Annotated in this window: 23 protein-coding genes and 1 pseudogene; 16 read left to right on the plus strand and 8 right to left on the minus strand. The window is 70.7% G+C overall.

The genetic code is table 11. The features are described 5' to 3' along the window. Nucleotides 1-354, minus strand: a pseudogene (locus AC1DTW_RS24135) (septum site-determining protein MinC); the annotation flags it as partial. A gap of 100 nt (nucleotides 355-454) precedes the next feature. Continuing rightward, on the minus strand, nucleotides 455-928 hold the full coding sequence (locus tag AC1DTW_RS24140; RefSeq protein ID WP_477983945.1) for an RcnB family protein: 474 nt from the start codon (nucleotides 926-928) through the stop codon (nucleotides 455-457). A gap of 133 nt (nucleotides 929-1,061) precedes the next feature. Here AC1DTW_RS24140 and pcaQ point away from each other — a divergent pair, with 133 nt between their 5' ends. The 3 genes from pcaQ to pcaG are packed head-to-tail and all read left to right on the plus strand — an operon-like array spanning nucleotide 1,062 to nucleotide 3,547. Beyond that, nucleotides 1,062-2,129, plus strand: coding sequence for a pca operon transcription factor PcaQ (gene pcaQ / locus AC1DTW_RS24145; protein WP_477983946.1), 1,068 nt, complete (start codon nucleotides 1,062-1,064; stop codon nucleotides 2,127-2,129). A 42-nt stretch (nucleotides 2,130-2,171) separates the two neighbouring features. Next, entirely contained in the window at nucleotides 2,172-2,915 is a 744-nt protein-coding gene (pcaH, locus tag AC1DTW_RS24150; RefSeq protein ID WP_477984000.1) for a protocatechuate 3,4-dioxygenase subunit beta, read from the plus strand. Next, a complete protein-coding gene (gene pcaG, locus AC1DTW_RS24155) occupies nucleotides 2,912-3,547 on the plus strand; it encodes a protocatechuate 3,4-dioxygenase subunit alpha (RefSeq protein ID WP_477983947.1) in 636 nt (211 codons plus the stop codon). Before pcaH ends, pcaG begins: the two co-directional genes overlap by 4 nt. A gap of 26 nt (nucleotides 3,548-3,573) precedes the next feature. Here pcaG and AC1DTW_RS24160 read toward each other — a convergent pair whose 3' ends face one another. Continuing rightward, nucleotides 3,574-4,011, minus strand: coding sequence for a LapA family protein (locus tag AC1DTW_RS24160; protein WP_477983948.1), 438 nt, complete (start codon nucleotides 4,009-4,011; stop codon nucleotides 3,574-3,576). 14 nt (nucleotides 4,012-4,025) lie between these two features. Further along, a complete protein-coding gene (acpA, locus tag AC1DTW_RS24165; RefSeq protein WP_477983949.1) occupies nucleotides 4,026-6,068 on the minus strand; it encodes an acid phosphatase in 2,043 nt (680 codons plus the stop codon). Between the two features lie 66 nt (nucleotides 6,069-6,134). Between acpA and AC1DTW_RS24170 the strand changes: the two genes are divergently transcribed. Further along, a complete protein-coding gene (locus tag AC1DTW_RS24170; RefSeq protein ID WP_477983950.1) occupies nucleotides 6,135-7,379 on the plus strand; it encodes a cytochrome-c peroxidase in 1,245 nt (414 codons plus the stop codon). 100 nt (nucleotides 7,380-7,479) lie between these two features. Continuing rightward, entirely contained in the window at nucleotides 7,480-8,667 is a 1,188-nt protein-coding gene (pncB, locus tag AC1DTW_RS24175) for a nicotinate phosphoribosyltransferase (protein ID WP_477983951.1), read from the plus strand. A 7-nt stretch (nucleotides 8,668-8,674) separates the two neighbouring features. Here pncB and AC1DTW_RS24180 read toward each other — a convergent pair whose 3' ends face one another. After that, the gene (locus AC1DTW_RS24180; RefSeq protein ID WP_477983952.1) at nucleotides 8,675-11,677 is read right to left on the minus strand and encodes a response regulator; all 3,003 of its coding nucleotides are present in this window, start codon (nucleotides 11,675-11,677) and stop codon (nucleotides 8,675-8,677) included. Nucleotides 11,678-11,783: 106 nt separating this feature from the next. Here AC1DTW_RS24180 and AC1DTW_RS24185 point away from each other — a divergent pair, with 106 nt between their 5' ends. Next, on the plus strand, nucleotides 11,784-12,269 hold the full coding sequence (locus tag AC1DTW_RS24185; protein WP_477983953.1) for a hypothetical protein: 486 nt from the start codon (nucleotides 11,784-11,786) through the stop codon (nucleotides 12,267-12,269). A gap of 11 nt (nucleotides 12,270-12,280) precedes the next feature. Here the strand turns inward: AC1DTW_RS24185 and AC1DTW_RS24190 are convergent, their stop codons facing one another. Then, nucleotides 12,281-13,129 (minus strand): PA4780 family RIO1-like protein kinase, encoded by an 849-nt coding sequence (locus tag AC1DTW_RS24190; protein ID WP_477983954.1) that lies wholly within the window; start codon nucleotides 13,127-13,129, stop codon nucleotides 12,281-12,283. A 175-nt stretch (nucleotides 13,130-13,304) separates the two neighbouring features. Here AC1DTW_RS24190 and AC1DTW_RS24195 point away from each other — a divergent pair, with 175 nt between their 5' ends. After that, nucleotides 13,305-13,559 (plus strand): hypothetical protein, encoded by a 255-nt coding sequence (locus AC1DTW_RS24195; protein WP_477983955.1) that lies wholly within the window; start codon nucleotides 13,305-13,307, stop codon nucleotides 13,557-13,559. Nucleotides 13,560-13,574: 15 nt separating this feature from the next. On the opposite strand, the gene AC1DTW_RS24200 is transcribed toward AC1DTW_RS24195, so the two are convergent. Further along, nucleotides 13,575-14,771, minus strand: coding sequence for an amidohydrolase family protein (locus AC1DTW_RS24200; protein WP_477983956.1), 1,197 nt, complete (start codon nucleotides 14,769-14,771; stop codon nucleotides 13,575-13,577). A gap of 83 nt (nucleotides 14,772-14,854) precedes the next feature. Here AC1DTW_RS24200 and AC1DTW_RS24205 point away from each other — a divergent pair, with 83 nt between their 5' ends. The 3 genes from AC1DTW_RS24205 to AC1DTW_RS24215 are packed head-to-tail and all read left to right on the plus strand — an operon-like array spanning nucleotide 14,855 to nucleotide 17,375. Further along, complete coding sequence (locus AC1DTW_RS24205; protein WP_477983957.1) at nucleotides 14,855-15,691, plus strand: MlaE family ABC transporter permease; 837 nt, start codon at nucleotides 14,855-14,857, stop codon at nucleotides 15,689-15,691. 8 nt (nucleotides 15,692-15,699) lie between these two features. Further along, complete coding sequence (locus AC1DTW_RS24210) at nucleotides 15,700-16,665, plus strand: MlaD family protein (RefSeq protein ID WP_477983958.1); 966 nt, start codon at nucleotides 15,700-15,702, stop codon at nucleotides 16,663-16,665. Further along, nucleotides 16,662-17,375 (plus strand): hypothetical protein, encoded by a 714-nt coding sequence (locus AC1DTW_RS24215; RefSeq protein WP_477983959.1) that lies wholly within the window; start codon nucleotides 16,662-16,664, stop codon nucleotides 17,373-17,375. Before AC1DTW_RS24210 ends, AC1DTW_RS24215 begins: the two co-directional genes overlap by 4 nt. A gap of 18 nt (nucleotides 17,376-17,393) precedes the next feature. Here the strand turns inward: AC1DTW_RS24215 and AC1DTW_RS24220 are convergent, their stop codons facing one another. Then, a complete protein-coding gene (locus tag AC1DTW_RS24220) occupies nucleotides 17,394-18,407 on the minus strand; it encodes a TRAP transporter substrate-binding protein (protein WP_477983960.1) in 1,014 nt (337 codons plus the stop codon). 215 nt (nucleotides 18,408-18,622) lie between these two features. Between AC1DTW_RS24220 and AC1DTW_RS24225 the strand changes: the two genes are divergently transcribed. From AC1DTW_RS24225 to AC1DTW_RS24250, 6 genes are all read left to right on the plus strand, one after another. After that, nucleotides 18,623-19,492, plus strand: coding sequence for an HTD2 family dehydratase (locus tag AC1DTW_RS24225; RefSeq protein ID WP_477983961.1), 870 nt, complete (start codon nucleotides 18,623-18,625; stop codon nucleotides 19,490-19,492). Nucleotides 19,493-19,518: 26 nt separating this feature from the next. Further along, nucleotides 19,519-20,688, plus strand: a complete 1,170-nt coding sequence (locus tag AC1DTW_RS24230; protein ID WP_477983962.1) for an acyl-CoA dehydrogenase family protein — start codon at nucleotides 19,519-19,521, stop codon at nucleotides 20,686-20,688. Next, on the plus strand, nucleotides 20,688-21,878 hold the full coding sequence (locus AC1DTW_RS24235) for a CaiB/BaiF CoA transferase family protein (RefSeq protein ID WP_477983963.1): 1,191 nt from the start codon (nucleotides 20,688-20,690) through the stop codon (nucleotides 21,876-21,878). The genes AC1DTW_RS24230 and AC1DTW_RS24235 overlap by 1 nt, the downstream gene beginning before the upstream one ends. A 13-nt stretch (nucleotides 21,879-21,891) precedes the next feature. Further along, complete coding sequence (locus AC1DTW_RS24240) at nucleotides 21,892-23,271, plus strand: MmgE/PrpD family protein (protein WP_477983964.1); 1,380 nt, start codon at nucleotides 21,892-21,894, stop codon at nucleotides 23,269-23,271. Between the two features lie 7 nt (nucleotides 23,272-23,278). Further along, nucleotides 23,279-24,085, plus strand: coding sequence for an HpcH/HpaI aldolase/citrate lyase family protein (locus tag AC1DTW_RS24245; protein WP_477983965.1), 807 nt, complete (start codon nucleotides 23,279-23,281; stop codon nucleotides 24,083-24,085). Between the two features lie 122 nt (nucleotides 24,086-24,207). Next, nucleotides 24,208-24,477: a hypothetical protein gene (locus AC1DTW_RS24250; protein WP_477983966.1), complete on the plus strand. Its 270-nt coding sequence runs from the start codon at nucleotides 24,208-24,210 to the stop codon at nucleotides 24,475-24,477. Nucleotides 24,478-24,498: the final 21 nt, after the last annotated feature.

The raw sequence follows: 24,498 nt of genomic DNA on the forward strand, positions 1-24,498 counted from the left end.
GCGCGGTGCGGGCGGCGCCGCGGCGGCGGCGCTGCCGTGCGCCTCGGCCAGGCCGGCGGCGAGTGCATCCTCCATCTGCTGCAGGCTGCCCGCCTTCACCGCAACCGGCAGCATCTTGTGGCCGCGCAGCAGGTGGATCAGCACGACGAAGTCGATCGGCTCGACGGCGTCGCGCACGAACGAGAGATCGATCGCGACCGGGTCCTGGTTGAAGAGCTCGGGCGCATCGCCGAAGCGCTCGTCGAGTGCCTGCGAGAGCCGCGCGAGGTCGGTCGTCTTGAGCACCACCGCGACGAGCGTGAGCGCGGCGCTTTTCAGTTCGAAGGCAGCAGGCGTGGAAGAAGCGACGGCCATGGGCGCAGACAGCGGCAAAGGCCGCGAGTTTACCGGCCCGCCCGTCGCATCGCGGTTTGCAAGTGTGTGCTAGGGCCCGTCAAGGGCCCTCGCCATCGCTCTACTGATTCAGGATGATCGACGCGATGATCCCGGTCGCGATCGCGACCAGCACGTAGTCGGTGCCGGTCTGGACCCAGTAGTAGCCCTGCGGCGGCCGGCGCAGGTGGTGGGCGCGCCAGTCGTCGACGACGTAGCTGCGGCTGCGCCATTCGGGCGGCAGCCGTGAGCCCCGGTAGAAGCTGTGGTACGGCCCGGCGCCTCGGCCACGATGGTCGTAGCCATAGCCCGGCGGCGGACCGCGGTAGTCGTGGCGCTCGCGGTAGTCGCGGTAGTCCCGACGGTCGCGATAGTCGCGGTACTCGCGGTAGTCGCGATGATCCCGGTCCCAGCCGCGCTCGCGCGCTTGCCTCGCGTCATTGCGCTCCTGCTCGGCGCGCTCGGAGCGGATGTCCTTGTCCTGCTGCGCCGCGGCGAGGCCGCTGAAGCTCATGGAAAGCGCTGCGATCGTGCAGATGGCGGACTGGCGTCTCATGGGGGTCTCCAATGAGTCTCGGGAGCTTTATTTGATCCGGCGCGCGGCCCGCTCTGTGTAGGCGAACATCGGCTTTGCCGATCGGCGGCGGCCCACGTGCGAGCCCACGTGCGCTCGCTCGCTAAGATGGCCCATGCCACGCCGCGCCACGCCGCCGCTCCCCGCCGAATCGCGCGACGACCGCCTGCTGCGCGCCGGCGCGCTCGGCCGCATCCGCCTGCGCCACCTGCAGTGCTTTCTCGCGGTCGCGCAGTTCGGCACGCTGCGGCGCGCCGCGCAGGCGCTGGCGATCACGCAGCCGGCGGTGACGAAGACGCTGAGCCAGCTCGAGAGCCTGCTCGACCGGCCGCTGTTCGTGCGCGGCCGCCTCGGCGCCACGCTGACGCCCGAGGGCGAGGCCTTCATGCGCCACGCCAACGACAGCGTCAACGCGCTCGGTCTCGCGGTCGACAGCGTGCTGCGCGCGCCCGACGCCGCGCCGCTGCGCATCGGCGTGCTGCCCACGGTGGCGGCGTCGTTCCTGCCCGGCGTGCTGCTGGCCTTCGCGGCACGCTGGCCGCGCTGCAGCGTGCGCATCGCGACCGGGCGCAACGCGCAGCTGATCGAGCAGCTGCGTGCGCGCGAGCTCGACGCGGTGATCGGCCGCCTGTCCGATCCGGCGCTGATGGCCGGACTGAGCTTCGAGCACCTGTACGCCGAACCGCTGGTCATCGTGCTGCGGCCCGGGCATGCGCTGAATGCGCGCGCGCGCGGCGCGAAAGCGGCTGCGGGGTTGACCGCGATCGGCGCCTACCCGCTCGTGCTGCCGCTTGCCGGCACGCTGATCCGGCAGGTCGCCGATGGCTTTCTGTCGCGTCACGGCGTCGGCGCGCAAGCCGGGCTGGTCGAGACGCTCGACACCTCGCTGGCGCGCCAGCTGGTGCTGCAAGGCGATAACCTCTGGTTCACCCCGTTGGGCGCGGTGCAGCACGACCTGCAGGCCGGCACGCTGGCCCGGCTGAATATCGACCTGAAGCCGGAAGAAGCCGTCGGCCTGATGCTGCGCACCGAGCCGGCGACGAGCGCAATGTTGCGCGCCTTTCTGACCGCGCTGCGCGCGCAGGCCGCGCAGCGGCGCCAGTCGGCGCCCGCCGGTTCGATAACCTCCGGGAATCGAAAGCGTGCCAACAAATCAATTGCCCGCGCGCCCGCCCGCTCCTAAAGTCGCACTCCCGAACTCACCACTGCCACGGAGACACGCATGATGGGCAGAGCCCCGGCCGCCGATGCCGAATACCTGATGCGCGACACCACGTCGCATCCGCCCGCGCTCGCGCCGGGCTACAAGACCAGCGTGCTGCGCAGCCCGCGGCTGGCGCCGATCTCGCTGCAGAACTCGCTGTCCGAGGTGACCGCGCCGGTGTTTCGTGCCGACGAGTTCGGCCCGCTCGATCACGACCTGATCATGAACGCCGCGAAAGGCGGGTTGCCGATCGGCGAGCGCATCGTCGTGCACGGCTACGTGCACGACCAGCTCGGCCGGCCGGTCCCGAACGCGCTGGTCGAGGTCTGGCAATGCAACGCGAGCGGCCGCTACCGCCACAAGAAGGACCAGTACATCGGCGCGCTCGACCCCAACTTCGGCGGCTGCGGCCGCATGCTGACCGACGCGAACGGCTACTACGCCTACCGCACGATCCGCCCCGGCCCCTACCCCTGGCGCAACCGCATCAACGACTGGCGCCCCGCGCACATCCACTACGCGATCAGCGGCAGCGGCTGGGTCCAGCGCCTGATCACGCAGATGTACTTCGAGGGCGACCCGCTGATCGCGAGCTGCCCGATCCTGGCGACCGTGCCGAGCGAAGAACAGGTCCGCGGCCTGATCGCGCTGCAGGATCGCAGCGCCTTCGTGCCGCTCGACAGCCGCGCCTACCGCTTCGACATCGTGCTGCGCGGCCAGCGCGCGACGCTGTTCGAGAACGCGGTGCAGGGGGTGACGTCATGACGCAGCAACGTATGCCGCCGCTGCTGCGCGAGACCGCATCGCAGACCGCCGGGCCGTACGTGCACATCGGCCTGGCGCCGCGGCAGGCCGGCTTCGAGATCTTCGAGAACAACTTCGGCAGCGTGCTGACGAACGCGCAGACGCAGGGCGAGCGCATCCGCATCGAGGGCCGGGTGTTCGACGGCATCGGCACCGTGCTGAAAGACGTGCTGATCGAGAGCTGGCAGGCGAACGCCGCGGGCCGCTACGCGCACCCGGCCGATCACCAGGCCGGCAAGTCGCTCGATCCATCGTTCCGCGGCTGGGGCCGCAGCTGCACCGACTTCGACACCGGCCTCTACACCTTCGACACGATCAAGCCCGGCCCGGTGGCCGGCCGCAACGGCCGCTTCATGGCGCCGCACATCAACCTGTGGATCGTCGCGCGCGGCATCAACCTCGGGCTGAGCACGCGGCTGTACTTCGGCGACGAGGCCGAGGCCAACGCGAAGGACGCGGTGCTGAACCTGATCGAGTGGGAGGCGCGCCGCGCGACGCTGATCGCGCCGCGCGAGATGCGCGGCGCCCAGGTCGTCTACCGCTTCGACATCCACCTGCAGGGCGAAGCCGAGACGGTGTTCTTCGACATCTGATCCGCGCGGCCGGCGCGCGGGCTTCGTCAGGGCCCGGTCGGCGGCGCCAGGTGGTCGCGTTCGAGCCGATCCTCGAGCTCGCCGATCTGCGCGGCGACCGCGTTGCTGTTCTGCTCGATCGCGACGCGCGACTCGTTCTGCAGCCGGTCCAGCCGCGCCAGCAGTTCGCCGCGCAGCTCGGTGAAGCGCGAGGCCTCGGCCTTGTCGGCGAGGTCGCGCTGCGCCTGCAGTTCGCGGGTCTGGCGGCGCGCGGCCGCGAGCGAACTCGCCTGCAGCGAGATCACCCAGACCGTGAACAGCACGCAGAGAAAACCGAGCAGCCCGAGCATGATCAGCCCGAGCGGTGCCTGCACCGTCGTGACGCCCAGGCTCAGGCTCGTCGGCGCGGTGAACGCGCTCCAGTTGCCCAGCGCGAACAGGCCGACGAGCACCAGCAGGACGAACAACGCGATCGCGCGCAGCATGGCGGTCCCTGGGCTCAGCGGCCGAAATCGAGCGCGGCGCTCAGGTCGCCCATCGGCGCGCTGCCGTTGCGCGCGAGACCGGCATCGCGCAGCGCGATGCCGGGCAGCGCCGCGAGCGACCAGCGGTGCGTGATGAAGCGCAGGATCGAGCCGGTGTCGTACGGCGTCTTGTCGACGAAGCCCTGCTTCGCGAACGGCGAGACGATGATCGCCGGCACGCGCGTGCCCGGACCGAAGCGGTCGCCGGCCGGCACCGCGGCGTGGTCGTAGAAGCCGCCGTTCTCGTCGTAGGTCACGACGATCAGCATGCGCTTCCACTGCGGGCTCTGCTGCAGCTTGGCGATCACCTCGGCGATGTGCGCATCGCCGTCGCTGACGTTCGCATAGCCGGGATGCTGGTTCAGCCCGCCCTGCGGCTTGTAGAACGCGACCGGCGGTAGCTTGCCGGCGGCCGCATCGGCGAGGAAGCTCGTGTCGAAGTCCTTCAGGTGCGCGCTGCGTGCCGCGGCATGCGTGGCCGGGTCGAACGCGGCGTAGTAGTTGAACGGCTGATGGTGCGGCTGGAAGTTGATCTGGCCGCTGTACATCTGCTTGCGCGCCTCCGGCGAGCCGCTTTCGACGGTGTTCCAGCCGCCGGCATACCAGGCCCAGGCGACGCCCTTCGCATCGAGCCGGTCGCCGATCGTCGGCTGCGGCTGCGGCGGCAAGGTCGTCGGCTTGCTCGTGTCGGCCAAGCGTGCGTCGCCGTTCGCGGCCGGCGCATTGAAGCTCGGCTGGTAGGCGGGCTGCATCGTGTTGATCGCGTAGAAATTGCCGTCGGCGTCCTTCGGCGTCAACGTGCTGTCGCGCTTGTGGCGCGGCGCGCCGGCGAGCACGGTCTTGGGCATGTTGTCGGCCGGCACGAAGCCCTTGAAGCGCCCCTGCGCGTCGGTGACGATCAGCGAGATCGAGTCCTTCGCCGGCGAGTCGGGCGCATCGGCGTTCGGGTAGGTCGGCGCGCAGCCGCAGATCAGGTACTGGTGGTTCAGGAACGAACCACCGAACGTGCCCATGAAGAAGTTGTCGGCCAGCGTGTATTGCTGCGCGAGCTTCCACAGCTTCATCGCACTGCCGTCGTAATAGCCCATCGCCAGGCCGCCGGCATCGGAGTAGGCCGCGAACAGGTCGTTGCGCCCGCCGTTGATCTGCAGCTGGTTGTTGTAGAAGCGGTGCACCAGGTCGCGCGTGATGATGTTCTGGCCGACGACGACGCCGCTGCCGTTCAGGCCGGCCGCAGCATCGATCTGGAACGGCGCGTTCGGCATCCCGGTCGACTGCGCCTGCGTCAGCGTCACCGGCTGGCCGCCGGCCGTCAGGCCGCCCCAGGCGGGCGGGAGCACCGGCAGCACCGAGCCGTCGAAGTCGCGCTGCGGAAAGTAGCCGCCGGTCGAACTCGGATTCTTGCCGGGGATGCCGTTGGCGCCGGGGAACAGGCCGTACATCGTGTCGAATGCGCGGTTCTCGGCGTAGATCACGACGAGCGTTTCGATCGCGTCGAGCGCGAGCCGGTTGCGCAGCGCGCGCGCGCGGTCGCCGCCGGCACCGGCCTCGGCGAGCGCCGCGGCGATGCGCGGCGCCAGTTGCGCGTTCTCGGTCTGCAGCGCGCTGCGCGCGGTGGCGTCGGCAACGCGCTCGGGCGGCGTCAGCAGCTGCGCCTCGGTCACGCCGACGCGTCGCGCGAGCTTGCGCTGCGCCGCGGCGAGCGAGCTCGCGTCGGCCTCCATCAACGCGACCAGCTCGGTGCTGAGCGGGCTCAGCGCGACGCCGGGCGGCGCCCGCAACACGCCGCCGTTCGCTTCGGCGACGAGCACGCCGTCGCCCGGCACATCGAACGCGCCGGCCGCATCGGCGCGGCTGCGCGGTTCGTCGGCATCGCAGCGCGCGTTGGCATTGCGGTCGACGCAGACGGTCGCACCCGGCATCCCGATGACCTGGCCGCGCGTGCCGGTCGGGTTGACCGCGCAGGCCGCGGCGGCGAGGGTGGCGAGCAGACTGGCGGTCAGGGCGGTTGGCTTCATCGGAGGATGGTGCGAAACGAGTGGGGGTTCAAGTATCGTGCAGGCCGACGCTGACGAACCCGTGACATGCGCTGCCTCCGATCCCTGCCGCTGTTGATCGCCGCCGCGCTGCTCGGTGGTTTGCCGGGCGGCTCGCTGCGGGCGCAGAAGCCGGCGCCGGGCGCGCCGGCCGCCGCGCCGTACGCGCGGCGCGTCGATACCGCCGCGCTCACCGCGCTCGGCCGCGCGCTGTTCTTCGACGCCGGCCTGTCGGCATCGGGCCGGGTTGCCTGCGCGAGCTGCCACGATCCAGCGCATGCGTATGGCGCGCCGAACGCGCAGGCCGTGCCGCCCGGCGGCCTGCGCGCCGCGCCGTCGCTGCGCTACCTGCACAGCGTGCCGGCGTTCAGCGAGCACTTCTTCGACAACGACGGCGACGACAGCGTCGACAAGGGGCCGACCGGCGGCCACACCTGGGACGGTCGCGCCGCTTCTGCCCACGAGCAGGCGCGGCTGCCCTTGCTGTCGGCGGCCGAGATGGGCAACGCCGACGCCGCCGCGGTCGTCGCGAAACTGAAGCGCGCGCCGTACGCGGCGCAGCTGCGCGCGGCCTTCGGCGCCGATCTGTTCGAACGCGGCGACGCGGCCTTCGACGCCGCGCTGATGGTGCTCGAGGTCTTCCAGCAGTCGCCGCGCGAGTTCTATCCGTACAGCAGCCGCTTTGATGCCGTGCTGCGCGGGCAGGCGACGCTGGACGCGCAACAGGCGCGCGGCCTGGCGCTGTTCAACGATGCCGCGAAGGGCAACTGCGCGTCGTGCCACACCAGCGAGCCGACGTCCGATGGCGCGTTCCCGCTGTTCACCGACTTCGGCCACATCGCGATCGGCGTGCCGCGCAACCGCACGCTGCCGGCGAACGCCGACCCGCGCTTCTTCGACCTCGGCCTGTGCGGGCCGCTGCGCAGCGATCTGGCGGACCGCGCCGACTATTGCGGCCGATTCCGGACCCCGAGCCTGCGCAACGTCGCGGTCAAACGCCGCTTCTTCCACAACGGCGCGATCGGCTCGCTCGAGGATGCAGTGCGCTTCTACGCGCAGCGCGACACCGACCCGGCGCGCTGGTACGGCCGCGACGCACGGGGCCGGCCGCGGCGTTTCGACGACCTGCCGGCGCGCTACCACGCGAACGTCAACACCGACCCGCCGTTCGGCGCGGCGCCGGGCGGCGTGCCGGCGCTCAGCGGGGCCGAGATCGCCGACATCGTCGCGTTCCTGAAGACGCTGACGGATGCCGATCAACGCGCCGACCCGCGCGCCGGCCCCGCGCCCTGAAACCGCGCCGAACCCCGGCCGGCGCCGCCCGCGCGAGAATGCGGGCACGCGTGCGGCGACGACGATGCGCGCATCCGACCCAACCGAGACCCCTTGAGCGATGCAACCCGTCATCACCAGCCTGCTCGACACCGACCTCTACAAGTTCACGATGTGGCAGACGATGCTGCATCGCCACCCTGCGACGCAGGCCGAGTACACCTTCGTGTGCCGCAACGAGCCGGCGTTTGCGCTCGCCGAGCTGCTCGACGACGTCAACGCGCAGCTCGACCACCTGTGCCGCCTGAAATTCAGCGTCGACGACCTCGCCTACCTCGGCTCGCTGCGCTTCATGCGCTCGGACTTCGTCGACTTCCTGCGCATCTTCCATTTCCAGCGCGAGTTCATCAGCGCGTCGGTGATCGACGGCAAGCTCGAGATCGTCGCGAACGGCCCGCAGGTGCACGTGATGGCGTTCGAGATCTATGTGCTCGCGATCGTCAACGAGCTGTACTTCCGCCGCTTCGACCAGACGCCGGCGTTCGCCGAAGGGCGCAAGCGGCTGCGCGCGAAGATCGATCGGCTGCGCGCGTTCGACGACGAGCCGAAGCGCCGCCACCCGTTCGAGTTCTTCGATTTCGGCGTGCGCCGGCGCTTCTCGGCCGACTGGCAGCGCGAGGTCGTCGCGACCTTCAAGCGCGAGGTGCCGCAATACTTCAAGGGCTGCTCGAACGTGCTGTACGCGCGCGACCTCGGCCTGGTGCCGATCGGCACGATGGCGCACGAGTACCTGCAGACCTACCAGACGCTCGGCGTGCGGCTGCGTGACTTCCAGCGCGCCGCGCTCGAGGACTGGGTGCAGGAGTACCGCGGCGACCTCGGCGTCGCGCTGACCGACGTCGTCGGCATGGACGCCTTCCTCGGCGACTTCGACCTGTACTTCGCGAAGCTCTTCGACGGCCTGCGCCACGACTCGGGCGACCCGGTCGTCTGGGGCGAGAAGGCGCTCGCGCACTACGAGAAGCTGCGCATCGACCCGCACACCAAGCGGCTCGTGTTCTCCGACGGGCTCGACTTCGACCGCGCAATCGCGCTGCACAACCACTTCTCGGATCGCACGCAGTGCGGCTTCGGCATCGGCACGAACCTGACCAACGACATGGGGCTGAAGACCCTGCACATCGTGATGAAGCTGACCCACGCGAACCGCCAGCCGGTCGCGAAGCTGTCGGATTCGCCGGGCAAGCTGCTGTGCGACGACGAGACCTTTCTCGCCTACCTGCGCCAGGTGTTCAAGGTCGACAGCTGAAGCGGCGTCAGGTCGGCGCGGCGTCCAGCGCCTGCAGGCCGGCGATGACGGGATCGAGTCGCTGCGTCACCGCGTCGGCCAGCGCGTCGATGGCGTCGTCTGCGGCGCCCTGGCGGCACGCCTGCTCGAGCGCGAGGGTCGCCTGGCGCACGCCGCGCGCGCCGACCACCGCGGCCGCGCTCTTGAGGTCGTGCACGGTGCGCGCGGCTGCCTTGGCATCGCCGGCCGTTCGCGCCGCGGCGAAGCGGGCGATGAAATCGGTTTCGCGGTCGCGGAACATGCACAGCAGCTTGCGGTACAGCGTCGCGTCGCCGGCGACGTTGCCGAGCCCGGCGCGCGTGTCCACACCAGGCAGGTCGGCCAGCGGATCGGTGCGTGCCGGGCCTTTCGCGGCGTCGGGCGACTCGGGCGGCGTGGCCGCGCCGGTGGGCCGGATCCAGCGCGCCAGCGTGGCGAAGAGCTCGTTGAAGCGGATGGGCTTGGCGATGTGGTCGTTCATGCCCACGGCGAGCACCTTGTCGCGGTCTCCGACCATCGCGTTGGCCGTCATCGCGATGATCGGCAGGTCCTTGAACTGCGGTTGAAGGCGCAACGCCCGCGTCGCGGCGTAGCCGTCCATGACCGGCATCTGGCAGTCCATCAGCACGCCGTCGAACGGCTGGCGGGCCAGCAGGTCCAGTGCTTCCTGGCCGTTGCCGGCGACGCTGACGACGATGCCCGCGCGGCTCAGCACGTCCAGCGCGAGTTCGCGGTTGATCGCGTTGTCTTCGACCAGCAGCACGCGCGCCCCGGCGAGGCTGGCCCGATGGCCGAGGGAAGCCTCTTCGCGCCGCGCGGTTCGGGTGGCGTGGGGCCGCGCCAGGCCGAGCGCCTCGGCACACGCATCGAACAGCGCCGAGGGCGTGACCGGCTTCGCGAGCAGCGCGCCGACGCTCACGCGTTGGCCGGCGAGGCGCTGCAACAGCTCGCCGCGGCTGAGGGAGGTCACCATCAGCACCGGCGGCACCGGGTGGCGCCGAGGTTGCTGCTGCGACAGCGCCTGCGCGCACTCGATGCCGTCCATGCCGGGCATCTTCCAGTCGAGCAATATCAGGTCGTAGGGTTCGTCGCGGGCGTCGGCGAGGGCCACCCGGCGCAGCGCGTCCGGGCCGTCGACGGCGGTATCCGCGCTCAGCCCGAGGGCGCTGGTCATCGCGGCGAGCACGTCGCGGGCACAGGCGTTGTCGTCGACGATCAGCGCCCGCGAGCCACGCAAGCCGTCGCGCGGCAATGGCGCAGGCTGCGCGCTACCGGCGGGCTGCAGGCCGAAGCGCACGCTGAAGCGGAAGCGGCTGCCCTGCTCCGGTGCGCTGTCGACCTCGAGTTCACCGCCCATCAGCCGCACCAGTTGCCGGCTGATCGCCAGGCCCAGGCCGGTGCCGCCGTAGCGCCGGCTCGTCGACGCGTCCGCCTGCGAGAAGGGCAGGAACAGTCGCTGTTGCTGCGCGCGGTCCATGCCGACGCCGGTGTCGCGCACCTCGAAGCGCAGCCGGACCGACTCGGCGTCGCGCTCGACCACCTCGACCGTCACGATCACTTCACCGGCGTCGGTGAACTTGACCGCGTTGTTGCCGAGATTGATCAACACCTGGCCCAGGCGGGACGGATCGCCGAGCAACGCCGTGGGCAACTCCGGCGGTTCGACGAACAGCAGCTCGAGCCCCTTCTCCTCGGCCTGCATGCCGACCAGGCTGCCCAGGTTGTCCATCACGTCGGTGAGGCTGAACGGGATGGTCTCGATGTCCAGCCTGCCGGCTTCGATCTTCGAGAAGTCGAGGATGTCGTTGATGACGCCCAGCAGCGATTCGGCCGAGGCGTGAACCTTCTGGATGTAGTTGCGCTGCTGTGGGTTGAGGCGGCTTTGCAGGGCCAGGTGGGACATGCCGAGAATGGCGTTCATCGGCGTGCGGATCTCGTGGCTCATGTTGGCCAGGAACTCGCTCTTCGCACGGGTGGCGGCCTCGGCGGCGTGCTGGGCGCGCTTCAGGTCGGTGATGTCGAGCGAGATGCCGCCAACCGCATAGGCCTTGGCGTGCGCGTCCAGCAGCGGGAACACATGGGTCTGGAAGGTGCGCTTGTCGCCATCCGGCCCGCGCATGTCGTGCTCCGAGCGCACGACCTTGCCCTCGACGGCGACCTGGCGGTCCTGCAGGGTCACGCGGGCGGCGTTGACGGGGTCGATCAATGCGTCGTCGCGCAGTCCGACGACCGACTCCCCGGCCCGCCCGAAGACCTCGGCGAGCCGGGCGTTGTGGCGCAGGTAGACGCCCTCGAGGTCTTTCACGAACACCGCGGCGGGCACGTTCTCGATGATCGCCTGCAAGGCATTGCGGCTGCGCTCGACTTCGGCCGTGCGGGTCTGCACGCGCTGTTCGAGGCTGACGTTGAGCGTGCGGATCTCTTCATCGGCGCGGTGGCGGGCGGTGACGTCCGAGAACACCGCGACGCCGCCGCGCGACACGCCGGCCCGGTCGGTCAACGGGCGTGCCGTGACGCGCATCCAGCGGCCCTCGGGCACCTTCGGTCCGGCGAGGTACAGCTCGACATCGTCGCAGGACTCGCCGCGGATCGCCCGAGCCAGCGGCAGCTCCGGCCCCGGGCAAGGCGTGACCCGGTCCGGCAGGTACAGGCGGTATTGCCGCGCCCATGCGCGGTAGTCGCCGTCGATGACGCTGCAGCCGACGAGGCGTTCGGCGGCGGGATTGACGAGCAGCACGCGGCCCTGTTCGTCGGCGACCGTGACGCCGTCGCCCATGCTGTCCAGGATCGACTGCAGGATGCGGGTCTGGTTTTGCAGCTCGTTCTGGGATTGCCGCAATTCGCGGATGACGGTCGCGCGCATGCGGTTCGAGCGGCGCAAGCGCAGCAGCAACCAGGCGCCGCCGACGAACAGCGCAGCGCTGACGCCCGAGGCGGCCCAGAACCAGGGCTGTTCCAGCGCACGCTGCAGGAGCTCCGAAGCGGATGTCATTGTTTTGTCGATTGGATGCCTGTCGTCGAGATCGGGACATGTGGAAAACCCACTGGCACGCGTTCAGCGCGATGCGCGGCGGTCCCCGGGGCAGAATCGGCAGGCTATGGCCCCGAACGACACCGACACCCCCGACCCGATCCACGAACCCGGCTTGTGGCGCGACAACGGCTGGACCGCCCGCGTGATCAAGAACGAGGACGACGAAGGCTGGGCCGTCGCGATGATCAAGGACGGCGAGCCCGAGCCGGCCCTCGTCGGCCCGTGGACGATGGGCCGCGACAAGAAGAACCCGAAGCCGCTCGACACCGCCGCCTTCAACACGCTGGTCAAGACCGCCGCCGAGGTGCTGCGCCGGCACGAGCAGCAGCTGCATGCGCAGCATCATCGCAATGTCAGTGTCACGGTCGGCGGGCAACGCATCCTCGTCACGCTCGACATCGTGCCCGACGAGGATGACCCGCATGCGCTGCTCGCCGCGCAGGATGCGTTCGGCGAGTCGCTCGCGAGGCTGCGCGTCGCGCCGAATTTCCGGCTGACCAGCGCCAGCGCGACCGCGTGGATCGAAGGCGGGTTCGGCAAACCCGCCTGATCCCGATCCCCTCAGCCGGCCGCGAGCATCCGCAGCCGGCGCGCGGCCTCCTCGGCGCGCGCATCGTCGATCTCGCGCAGCACGCCGCCGAGGTCGATCGTGCCGGTCGGGCGCGCGTGGTGGCCGGTCAACGGCGAATCCGGCTGCAGCACGCCGCGCTCGTACAGCGCCCAGATCTCGGCGCCGTAGTCGCTCGCGAGCAGCTCGGGCGCAGCGCGGCCGAAGAAGTCGCGCAGGTTCTCGACATCGCGCAGCAGCATGCGCTGCGCGTGGTTGTTGCCGGCCGCATCGATCGCCTGCGGCAGGTCGATGATGACCGGGCCATCGGCCGCGAGCAGGATGTTGAACTCCGACAGGTCGCCGTGCACGACGCCGGCGCACAGCATGCGCACGACCTCGCGCAGCAGCGTCGCGTGGTGCGTGCGCGCCTCGCCGGGCGTGAACGCCACGTCGTTGAGGCGCGGCGCTGCGGCGCCGTCGGCATCGGTCACGAGCTCCATCAGCAGCACGCCGTCGTGAAAGTTCAGCGGCCGCGGCACGCGCACGCCGGCCGCCGCGAGGCGGTACAGCGCGTCGACCTCGGCGCTCTGCCAGGCCGTCTCCTGCGCCTGCCGGCCGAAGCGCGTGCCCTTGGCCATCGCGCGCGCCTGGCGCGTGTTCTTGACCTTGCGGTTCTCGGTGTAGTCGACCGCCTGCCGAAAGCTGCGCTGCGTCGCCTCCTTGTAGACCTTCGCGCAGCGCGTCTCGTCGCCGCAACGCACGACGAAGACCATCGCCTCCTTGCCGCTCATCAGCTGGCGCACGACCGCGTCGATCAGGCCTTCGGCGATCAGCGACTGGAGTCTTGTGGGTGCTTTCATCGGCGCATTCTCCGCCGTCGCGGCCGGGGAGCGCCGCGCGGCGCCGCGGCGGCCTGTCGGACGACAACCACGACACCACGCGCCGATCGCCGACAGCGCGGCAGGTCAGCGGCCGACCCGAGGCCCGCGTCGTTCCCGCCTACGCTGCAAGCTCCGATGAACAAGGAGCGCCGAAATGAACTCAACCCCGAAGCTTCTCGCTGCCTTGATGGCCACGGTGGGCCTCGCGGCCTGCGACCGCCCGGCGGTCGTCAACAACCCGCCACCGGGCCCGGCGGTGGCCGTGCCCACACCGGTTCCCGGCCCGCCCGGCCCGACGGGCGCGACGGGCTCGCAGGGGGCACAGGGCACGCAGGGCGAACCCGGCAAGACGGGCGTGCTGGTCGTGCCGGCCCCCGCGCCGGCGGCGTCGGAACCGCCCAAACAGTGAGCTCGTAGCGGGCGTTCAGCGCGCGCCGATGGCGACCGGAATCTCGGTCGCCGGCGGCGTGTTGCGGCTGCGCCCGCAGCGCACGATGCCGTCGATCATCACCATGCCGACACCGGGAAGGTCGCCGAGCTGAACGCTCTCGAGCAGCGTGCGGCCGGCGCTGTGCTGGGCACGGTCCATGAAGACGAAGTCGGCGGCGCGGCCGGCTTCGATCAGCCCGCAGTTCAGGTTGCGCAGGCGCGCGGTGTTGCCGGTCGCGAAACAGAACACCAGCTCGGCCGGGATGTTCGCCAGGCTCGACAGCATCGCGACCATGCGCAGGATGCCCAGCGGCTGCACGCCCGAGCCGGCCGGGCCGTCGGTGCCGAGGATCACGCGATGCGGGCACTTCAGCTGCAGCGCCATCTTTGCCGCGGCGATCGCGACGCGCTCGTTGCCGTTGTGCACGATCTCGATCGCGCGGCTGCTCTTCTCGCACAGCTCGCACACGTGCGCCTCGGGCAGCGCGGTGTGGCCGCCGTTGATGTGGCCGATGATGTCGGCGTCGGCTTCGAGCACGACATCCTTGTCGATCAGGCCCGAGCCCGGGATCGACGGCCCGCCGGTGTGGATCGTGCTCTGGATGCCGTGGGCGCGGGCCCACTTGACCATCGTCGCCGCCTCGGTGCCGCCCTTCACCGAACCGAGCCCGATCTCGCCGAGCAGCCCGACGCCGGCCTCGGCGAGCTCCTTGAAGTCGCTCTCGACCATGCCCTTCTCGATCACCGGCGCGCCGGCCAGCACCTTCACGCCGCCGGGGCGGAAGTTGTCGAACGCGCGCTGCGCGGTGATCGCCAGTGCCTTCAGCCCGACGATGTCCTTCGGGCGGCCGGGCAGATGCACCTCGCCGGCCGAGACCATCGTCGTGACGCCGCCGTGCATCGTCGAGTCGATCCAGCCGAGCTGGCCCTGGCGCGGCGTCCAGTCGCCGAACACCGGGTGCACATGGCTGTCGATCAGGCCGGGCGCGACACAGGTCCGGCGCGCGTCGACGACCAGATCGGCCTCGTCGGTGTCGACGTCCGCCTCCTTGCCGACCGCGACGATGATGCCGTCGCGCACGACGATCGTGTCGGCCTCGAGGATCGGCTTGTCGAGGTCGCCCGACAACAGCAGCCCGATGTTGCGGATCACGACCTTGCCTGATTTGCCGTTCGTTGTGGGGTCTGCCATGGGCGCTCCGTGAAGGGTTGCGCGAATCCTAACGCCGCTCGCCGCGCGGCCGGAGCGCGGCCTGCCGCGCCTATCATCCGCGCATGCCAAAGCAGAGTTCCACGCTGCGCTCGCTGCAAGAGAGCCTCGGCGCGTTCGGCCGCAGCGGCGCCGCGCGCTCGTTGCTCGACGCGTCGCTGGGCTGGTCGGTGAGCTGGTGGCATGTCGTGAAGGTCGGCGCGTTGATCTTCGTGCTGGCGCTGTCGCCGTCGAGCTACGAGCGCAGCAACCGTGCCGCGCTGGCGCGCCAGCTCTACCTCGGCACCGCGCCGATCCTGCCGTGGTTCGCGCTGCTCGCGGCGCTCGTCAGCGTCGTGCTGATCCGCATCGTCGTCGTCACCGCGGTCAGCTACGGCCTGTCGCAGTACGCGCTCGAGATGGTGATCCGCGTGCTCGTGCTCGAACTGATCCCGCTGACCGCGGCGCTGTTCGTCGCGGTGCGGGTCACGTTGCCGAGCGGCGCGGAGCTGGTGCGCCTGCACCTGAGCGGCGCGCTGGCCGCGTCGGCGCGCGCCGGCGGCGACCCGCTGCGCCACGAGCTGATGCCGCGTGTCGTCGCCGGGATGTTCGCGGTGCTGATGCTCGCGGCCGTCAGCTGCCTGATCGCGACGCTGCTGACCTACGCGGCGGTCTACGGTTTCACGTTCGGTGGCTTCGAGGGTTTCACGCGCTCGATGGGGCAGATCTTCGACCCCGGCGTCACGATGATCCTCGCGCTGAAGACCTTGTTCTTCAGCCTCGCGGTCGCGCTGATCCCGGTCGCCGCGTTCCTTCGCGGGGTCCGCGAGATCGGCCAGAACCCCGAGCTCGACAGCCTGGTGCGGCTGTTCGCGGCGATCCTGGTGATCGAGGTCGTCTCGCTGGTGGGCAACTACTATTGACCCCGACGATGGACCCTGACGAAGCACCCCCGCCCGCCCTGCCGACGCCGGCCCACCTCGAGACCAAGGCCTCGCTGCTGCTGCTCGTGCTGCTGCTGCTGGTGGCCGGCGCGGGGCTGTACCTGAGCTACGCGCGCGGCGCGTTCGAGGCCACGCAGCGCCTGGTGCTGATCGCCGAGGATTCCGAAGGCGTCGGCGTCGGCATGGACATGACCTTCGCCGGTTTCGCGATCGGCCGCGTGCGCCGCATCGAGCTCGCGCCCGACGGCAACGCGCGCATCCTCGTCGACGTGCCGGTCAAGGACGCGCACTGGCTGCGCGAATCGAGCGTGTTCGCGATCCAGCGCGGCGTCGTCGGCACCACCAACATCCGCGCCTACAGCGGCGTGCTGACCGACCCGCTGCTGCCCGACGGCGCGGTGCGAACCGTGCTGCGCGGCGATGCCGCGGCCGAGATCCCGCGCCTGATGGCCGAGGCGCGCCAGCTGCTGTCGAACCTGAACGCGATCAGCGCCGAGGGCTCGGCGATCAACCAGAGCCTGGCGAACCTGAACACCTTCTCGGGCAAGCTCAACGCGCCCGGCGGCGCGATGGGCGCGTTGCTCGGCGGCGATGCGCAGGCCGCGAAGGTGCTCGCCACGCTGGACCGCACGAACACGCTGCTGGCGCGGCTCGATGGCCTCGCCGCGAAGGCCGACACCCAGGTGTTCGGCAGCGACGGCGTGATGCGCGACGCCCGCGCGACGGTCCAGCAGCTGAACGGCGTGCTCGGCGAGGCACGGACGAGCCTGGGCAAGGTCGACGCGGTGCTCGAGGAGGCGAAGGCGGTCGGCGCGAACGCGCGCGTCGCGACGACCGACCTCGGCGTGCTGCGGGCCGAGGTCGAGACCAGCCTGCGCAACATCGACCAGCTGATCGGCGAGGTGAATCGCAAATGGCCGTTCGCACGCGACACCGAGCTGAAATTGCCATGATGGCGCCCCCGACCGCGGCGTACCGCAGTCACCCCCCGGGGGGGTGCGCAGGCCGCTTGGGAGCGGCCCGGCGCTGGCCTGCGCTGCGCCGCCAGGCCGGCGCGCTGGCCGTCGCACTGTTGGCCGGGTGCACCAGCCACCCGCCCGCGCCCGACTGGCAAGGCAATGCGAAGGCGGCGAGCGAACGCGCGGTCGCCGCCCACCTCGTCGGCAATGCGCGTGTCGAGGCGGTCGAGCTCGCACGCGCACGCGCCGAGGTCGGTCGCACCGGCCGCGCCGACCTGCTCGCGCGCGTCGAGCTGGCGCAATGCGCGGCGCAGGTCGCGAGCCTCGTGTTCGGGCCCTGCGCCGGGTTCGAGGCCTTGCGTGCCGATGCCGCCGCGCCCGAGCGCGCGTACGCCGGGTACCTGCTCGCGCAGGCGACGCCGGCCGACGCCGCACTGCTGCCCGAGGCGCATCGCGGCGCGGTGCCGGGCGCGATCGCCGACCCGCTCGCGCGCCTGATCGCCGCCGGCGTGCAGTTCGAAGCCGGGCGCGCCGATCCGCCGCTGATCGCGCTCGCGGTCGAGACCGCATCGGAACAAGGCTGGCGCCGCCCGCTGCTGGCGTGGCTCGGCGTGCAGCTCAAGCTCGCCGAGCAGGCCGGCGTGGCCGACGAGGCGCAGCGGCTGCGCCGCCGCATCGCGCTGGTGCAGGGGCCGAGTCCCTGAGCGCCCGCAGGAAGGTGCCTACTTCGGCACCACGTAGCCCGCGGCCTTGTAGACCGCCTGGATCGTCTCCTTGCCGACGCGGCCTTCCATCTGCTGGTGGACCTTGTACATCGCCTTCTTCCATTCGTTCGTTTCGGCCGGCGTCAGCGTGTAGACCCGGGTCCTGCCGCTGGCCTTGATCTTCTCGAGCGCCTGCGCGTTGTCGGTCTCGGCGATCGCGTTCGCGTAGGTCGTCGCGTCCTTCATCGCAGCGTCGAGGATCGGGCGGATGTCGGCGGGCAGGCCGCCCCAGAACTTCTTGTTGACGATCACCGCATACGCGATGTGGCCGTGGTTCGAGATCGTCGCGTCCTTCTGCACCTCGTGGACCTTCTGCGTGTAGATGTTCGACGGCGTGTTCTCGGTGCCGTCGACGACACCCGACTGCAGACCCTGGTACAGCTCGCTGAACGCCATCACCTGCGGGATCGCGCCGAGCGAGCGCATGTTGGCCTCGAGCACCTTCGAGCTCTGGATGCGCATCTTCAGGCCCTTGAAATCGGCCACGCTGTGCAGCGGCTTGTTGGCCGTCATGATGTCGAAGCCGTTGTCCCAGTAGGCCAGGCCGAGGATGCCCTTGGGCTCGAGCTTGCCGAACAGCGTCTTGCCGACCGGGCCTTCGGCGACCGCGCGGAACGACGGCGTGTCCTTGAAGATGAACGGCAGGTCGAAGACCTCGAATTCCTTCACGCCCATCGGGCCGAACTTCGCGAGCGAGGGCGCGAGCATCTGCACCGAGCCGAGCTGCAGCGCCTCGAGCTCTTCCTTGTCCTTGTAGAGCTGGCTGTTCGGGTAGATCTCGACCTTCACGCGGCCCCGGGTGCGCTCCTCGGCGAGCTGCTTGAAGCGCTCGGCGCCCTTGCCCTTCGGCGTGTCGGGCGAGACGACGTGGCTGAACTTGATGACGATGGTCGACTGGGCGTTCGCGCACGGCGCCACGGCGAGCAGCGTGGCCGCGGCGATCAGCGCGCGACGAGGGGTGGGGCGGGGCATCGTCGAGTCTCCGGATTTGAATGCTCGGGCGAGCGCGACTGTGCACGCCCGAGCGCGCTTCGACAATCGGGCCTTTCCGGTACCTCGTTCAAGCGCACCCGCGACCGGGGTTAACGCGCATCGAAGGGCGGGTTTGCGAATCGCGAATTGCGGCATTCGCGGCGGCGGCGCAAGCTCACGGCCTGCCTTCCTCAGCTTCGCGCGAGCCCGACACCATGAACAGCACCGCACCCGCTCTGGATCGCCTCGGCGACTGGATCGGCCGCAGCGAGCGCCGCGGCGACACGATCACCGCCGCGCCGCTCGCCGGCCTCGCGGCCACGCTCGACCGCGTCGACGACCCCGAGCCGCTGGCCGGCTCGGCGCTGCCGCCGCTGGCGCACTGGCTCTACTTCCTGCCGCAGGCACCGCAACGCGAGCTCGACGCCGACGGCCACCCGAAGCGCGGCGGCTTCTTGCCGCCGGTGCCGCTGCCGCGCCGCATGTGGGCGGGCGGGCGGCTGCAGTTCGAGCGCGCGCTGCGCGTCGGCGACGAGGTCGAGCGTCGCTCGACGATCACGAAGGTCGACGCGAAGAGCGGCCGCAGCGGCGCGCTGGTGTTCGTCACGGTGCGCCACGAGATCAGCGATGCGCGTGGACTCGCGCTCAGCGAGGAGCACGACATCGTCTACCGCGACCTGCCCGATCCGGCCCGGGCCGCGAGCGCGCCGCCACCGGCTCAGGCCCGCCGCGACGAAGACTTCGGCCGAACCATCGTGCCCGATCCGGTGCTGCTGTTCCGCTACTCGGCGCTGACCTTCAACGGTCACCGCATCCACTACGACCGAAGCTACGCGACCGAGGTCGAACACTATCCGGGCCTGATCGTGCACGGCCCGCTGATCGCGACGCTGCTCGTCGACCTGGTGCGGCGCGAGCTGCCCGGCACGCAGCTCCGCAGCTTCGCGTTCAAGGCCGCGAGCCCGCTGTTCGACATCCACCCGTTCAGCGTCTGCGGCAAGCGCGCGGGCGAGCGCGAAGTCGACCTGTGGGCACGCAACCCGGCCGGCCAGCTCGCGATGCAGGCGCGCGCCGAACTGGCCTGACCCCGCCCCACCGAGAGACGACGAACATGCCCGCGACCACCTCCGAGCGATACCAGGACATCCGCGACGCGATGCGCCAGCTCTGCGCCGCGTTTCCCGACGCCTACCACCGCGAGATCGACGCGCAACGCGGCTACCCCGAGGCCTTCGTCGAGGCGCTGACCCGGGCCGGCTGGCTCGCCGCGATGATCCCGACCGAGTACGGCGGCTCGGGCCTGGGCCTCGCCGAGGCGAGCGTCGTGATGGAGGAGATCAACCGCTCGGGCGGCAACTCCGGCGCCTGCCACGGCCAGATGTACAACATGGGCACGCTGCTGCGCCACGGCAGCCAGACGCAGAAGCAGCATTACCTGCCGAAGATCGCGAGCGGCGAATGGCGGCTGCAATCGATGGGCGTCACCGAGCCCAGCACCGGCACCGACACGACGAAGATCAGGACGACCGCGGTGAAGAGCCGGAGCGGCGACCGCTACGTGGTCAACGGCCAGAAGGTCTGGATCTCGCGCGTGCAGCACTCCGACTGGATGATCCTGCTCGCGCGCACGACGCCGCTCGCGGACGTGAAGAAGAAGTCCGAGGGCATGTCGATCTTCATGGTCGACCTGCGCGAGGCCGCGAAGCGCGGCATGACGGTGCGGCCGATCGCGAACATGGTCAACCACGAGACCAACGAGCTGTTCTTCGAGAACCTCGAGATCCCGGCCGAGAACCTGATCGGCGTGGAGGGCCAGGGCTTCAGGTACATCCTCGACGGCCTGAACGCCGAGCGCACGCTGATCGCGGCCGAGTGCATCGGCGACGGCCGCTGGTTCATCGACCGGGTGACGAAGTACGCCAGCGAACGCGTCGTGTTCGGCCGGCCGATCGGCCAGAACCAGGGCGTGCAGTTCCCGATCGCCGAGAGCCACATCGAGGTCGAGGCGGCGAACCTGATGCGCTGGCAGGCCTGCGATCTGTTCGACGCGAATCAGCCCTGCGGCGCGCAGGCCAACATGGCGAAGTACCTCGCGGCGAAGGCGAGCTGGGAGGCCGCGAACGCCTGCATCCAGTTCCACGGCGGCTTCGGCTTCGCGCATGAATACGACGTCGAGCGCAAGTTCCGCGAGACCCGGCTGTACCAGGTCGCGCCGATCTCGACGAACCTGATCCTGTCGTATGTGGCGGAGCATGTACTCGGGTTGCCGAGGAGCTTCTGATGAGGCCCCTCGAAGGCATCACCGTCGTCACGCTCGAGCATGCGATCGCTGCGCCGTTCTGCACGCGTCAGCTTGCCGACCTCGGCGCGCGCGTCATCAAGATCGAGCGCCCCGGCGTCGGCGATTTCGCGCGCGCCTACGACACGCGCGTGCATGGCCAGTCCTCGCACTTCGTCTGGACGAATCGCTCGAAGGAGAGCCTGACACTCGACCTGAAACATGCCGCGGCGCCCGAGGTGCTCGGCGGGCTGCTGCAGCGCGCCGACGTGCTGGTGCAGAACCTCGCGCCGGGTGCGGCGGCGCGGCTCGGCCTGTCGTTCGAGGCGCTGCACGAGCGGCACCCGGCGCTGATCGTCTGCGACATCTCCGGCTACGGCGACGACCCCGCGAACCCCGGCCCGTATCGCGACAAGAAGGCCTACGACCTGCTGATCCAGAGCGAGGCCGGCTTCCTGTCGATTACCGGTTCGGCCGATGCGCCGGCGAAGGCCGGCTGCTCGATCGCCGACATCGCGGCCGGCATGTACGCGTACTCGAACATCCTCGCGGCGCTGATCCAGCGCGGCAAGACGGGTCGAGGCTGTCGCATCGATGTCTCGATGCTCGAGAGCATGGTCGAGTGGATGAGCTACCCGCTGTACTACGCGTTCGATGGGGCCGCGCCGCCGCCGCGCGCCGGCGCCTCGCACGCGACAATCTGCCCGTACGGCCCGTTCAGCGCCGGCGACGGCCGCACCGTGATGCTCGGGCTGCAGAACGAGCGCGAATGGCAGGTCTTCTGCGCCAAGGTGATCCGCCGCCCCGAGCTCGCGGCCGACGAGCGCTTCAACGCGAACGCCAAGCGCGTCGCGAACCAGCCGGCACTGCATGCGATCGTCGGCGCGGTGTTCGCCGGCCTGAGCGCCGAGCAGGTCGTCGCGCGCCTCGAAGACGCGCAGATCGCGAACGCGAACCTGAGCACGATGGCCGACGTCTGGGCCCACCCGCAGCTGCGGGCGCGCGGGCGTTGGGTCGAGGTCGATACGCCGTCCGGCGCGATCCCCGCGACGTTGCCGCCTGGCATGCCGGCGAGCTTCGAGCCGCGCATGGACGCGGTGCCGGCGCTCGGCGAGCACGCCGAATCCATCCTCGCCGAGCTCGGCTATGCGGACGACGCGATCGCGCGCCTGCGCGCCGAGGCGGCCATCTGAACCGGAGACTTCGATGGACGACCGACACCACGCCGACCCGACCCAGGCGCTCGCCGAGTTCACCGCCGGCCTGCGCTTCGACGCGATCCCGCGCAGCGTGATCCGCCGCGCCGAAGACCTGTTCCTCGATTGGTTCGCCTCGGCGCTCGCCGGCAAGGGAGCGCGCCCGGTCGAATCGATCGCGCGCTTCATCGAGGCGATGGGCCCGGGCGAATCGGAGCGCCGCCCGAGCGAGATCCTGATCCATCGGCGCGGCAGCAGCCCGCTGGTCGCCGCGGTCGCGAACGCCGCGGCCTCGCACTTCGCCGAGCAGGACGACGTGCACAACGGCTCGGTGTTCCACCCCGGCACGATCGTGTTCCCGGCCGCGCTCGCGGTCGCGCAGGCGCTCGGCAGCTCGGGCCGCGAGCTGCTGACCGCGTGCGTCGCCGGCTACGAGGTCGGCATCCGCGTCGGCGAGTTCCTCGGCCGCTCGCACTACCGGATCTTCCACACGACCGGCACCGCCGGCACGTTCGCGGCGGCCGCGGCGGTCGGCCGATTGCTCGGGCTCGACGTCACGCAGATGCGCCACGCGTTCGGCTCGGCCGGCACGCAATCGGCCGGGCTCTGGGAGTTCCTGCGCGACGCCGCCGATTCGAAGCCGCTGCACACCGCGCATGCGGTCGGCGCCGGGTTGACCGCGGCGTACCTCGCGCGGGACGACTTCACCGGCGCCCGGCGCATCTTCGATGGGCCGCAGGGTCTCGCGGCCGGCCTGGCCGGTGACGACGCCGACGCACGCCGCCTCGCCGACGGGCTCGGCACGCGCTGGACCGTCGTCGAGACCTCGTTCAAGTTCCACGCCGCCTGCCGCCACACGCACCCGGCCGCCGATGCGCTGCTGCAGGTGCTGGCGAACGAGCGTGTCGAAGCCGACGAGATCCGTGCGATCACCGCGCGCGTGCACCAGGCCGCGATCGATGTGCTCGGCCCGGTCACCGACCCGCAGACCGTGCACCAGGCGAAGTTCTCGATGGGCACGGTGCTCGGCCTGATCGCGGTCTTCGGCCGCGCCGGGCTGAACGAGTTCGACGCCAGCTACCGCGACGCCGCGGTGCGCGCGGTCCACGACAAGGTCACGATGTGTCTCGATGCCGAGGTCGACGCCGCATACCCGGCGCGCTGGATCGGCAAGGTCGTCGTCGAGACACGCGATGGCCGGCGCTTCGAGGGCCGGGTGCTCGAGCCGAAGGGCGACCCCGGCAACACGCTGAGCCGCGCCGAGATCGAGGCCAAGGCGCTGCAGCTCGCGGCCTACCGCGATGGCGCGACGCGCGACGAGATGCGGCGCGTGATCGAGCGCGTCTGGTCGCTCGCCGACGCGGCCGTCGTCACGAACTTCCTCGGCTGACGACGCGATGAGCCGCACCGTCGAGCGCGCGCCGCCTCGTTCCTACCTGTTCGTCCCCGGCAACCGGCCCGAGCGCTTCGAGAAGGCGCTCGCGAGCGCTGCCGACCGCGTGATCGTCGACCTCGAAGATGCTGTGCCACCGGCGCAGAAGGATGCGGCGCGGGCGACCGTCGCGGGCTGGCTGTCGGCCGACCGGCCGGTCGTGCTGCGCGTCAACGCCGCCGGGACGCCGTGGTTCCGCGACGACCTGGCGCTGTGCGGCCGGCCCGGCGTGGCCGCGGTGATGCTCGCGAAGGCCGAGCGCGCCGAAGACCTCGCCAGGGTTGGCGCCGCGACGCCGGTCATCGCGCTGATCGAATCGGCCGCTGGCTTCGAGAATCTGCGCGAGATCGCCGCGGCGCCGAACCTGCAGCGCCTCGCGTTCGGCGCGATCGATTTCCAGCTCGACCTGGACATGCGCGCGAGCTTCGACGAGCTGCTGTGCTTCCGCTCGCGGCTCGTGCTCGTCTCGCGTCTGGCGAACCTGGCCGCGCCGATCGACAGCCCGAGCACCGCGATCGACGTGTCCCAAGAGGTCGAGTCGGAGGCGCAGCGCGCGCGGCGCCTAGGTTTCGGCGCGAAGCTGTGCATCCACCCGACGCAGCTCGAGGTCGTGAACCGCAGCTTCGGCCCGAGCGAGGCCGATGTGGCCTGGGCGAAGCGCGTGCTCGAGGTGGCCGAAGCGAGCGGCGGCGCCGCGGCGGCGCTCGACGGCAAGATGATCGACAAGCCGGTGATCCTGCGCGCACAGGCGATCCTGCGAGAAGTGCGCTGAACCTCACCGAACCCCTCGGATGAGGGGATGCCGAGTGTTGCTCGCCCCCTCACCAAGGTGGGTGCCAGAACGCGCCGGCGCGCCAATCATCGAGATGCCACTTCAACTTCAAGGAGTCGAGCATGTCCAGCGCACAGCATCAAGCCACGCCCACCAGCCACCCCCACGGCATCGATCACAGTTCGTCGGCACCCCCGGTCACGATCCCCGTCGGCCACGTCGGCGAATTCGTGATCCCCGGCACCGGCCGCCGCGTCTGGTGGACCGGGCGTGTCGCGATTGGCCTGCTGCACCAGCCGGAGCACAGCTTCGGGCCGACCGGCAGCTCGTCGCTGTGGATTCAGGAACTGTTGCTCGGCACGTCGAACCGGGCCAGCGCCGGCCACGCCTGAAGGCAGGCGGCGCAACCCGCC

The sequence above is a fragment of the Rhizobacter sp. P5_A1 genome (assembly GCF_056400745.1).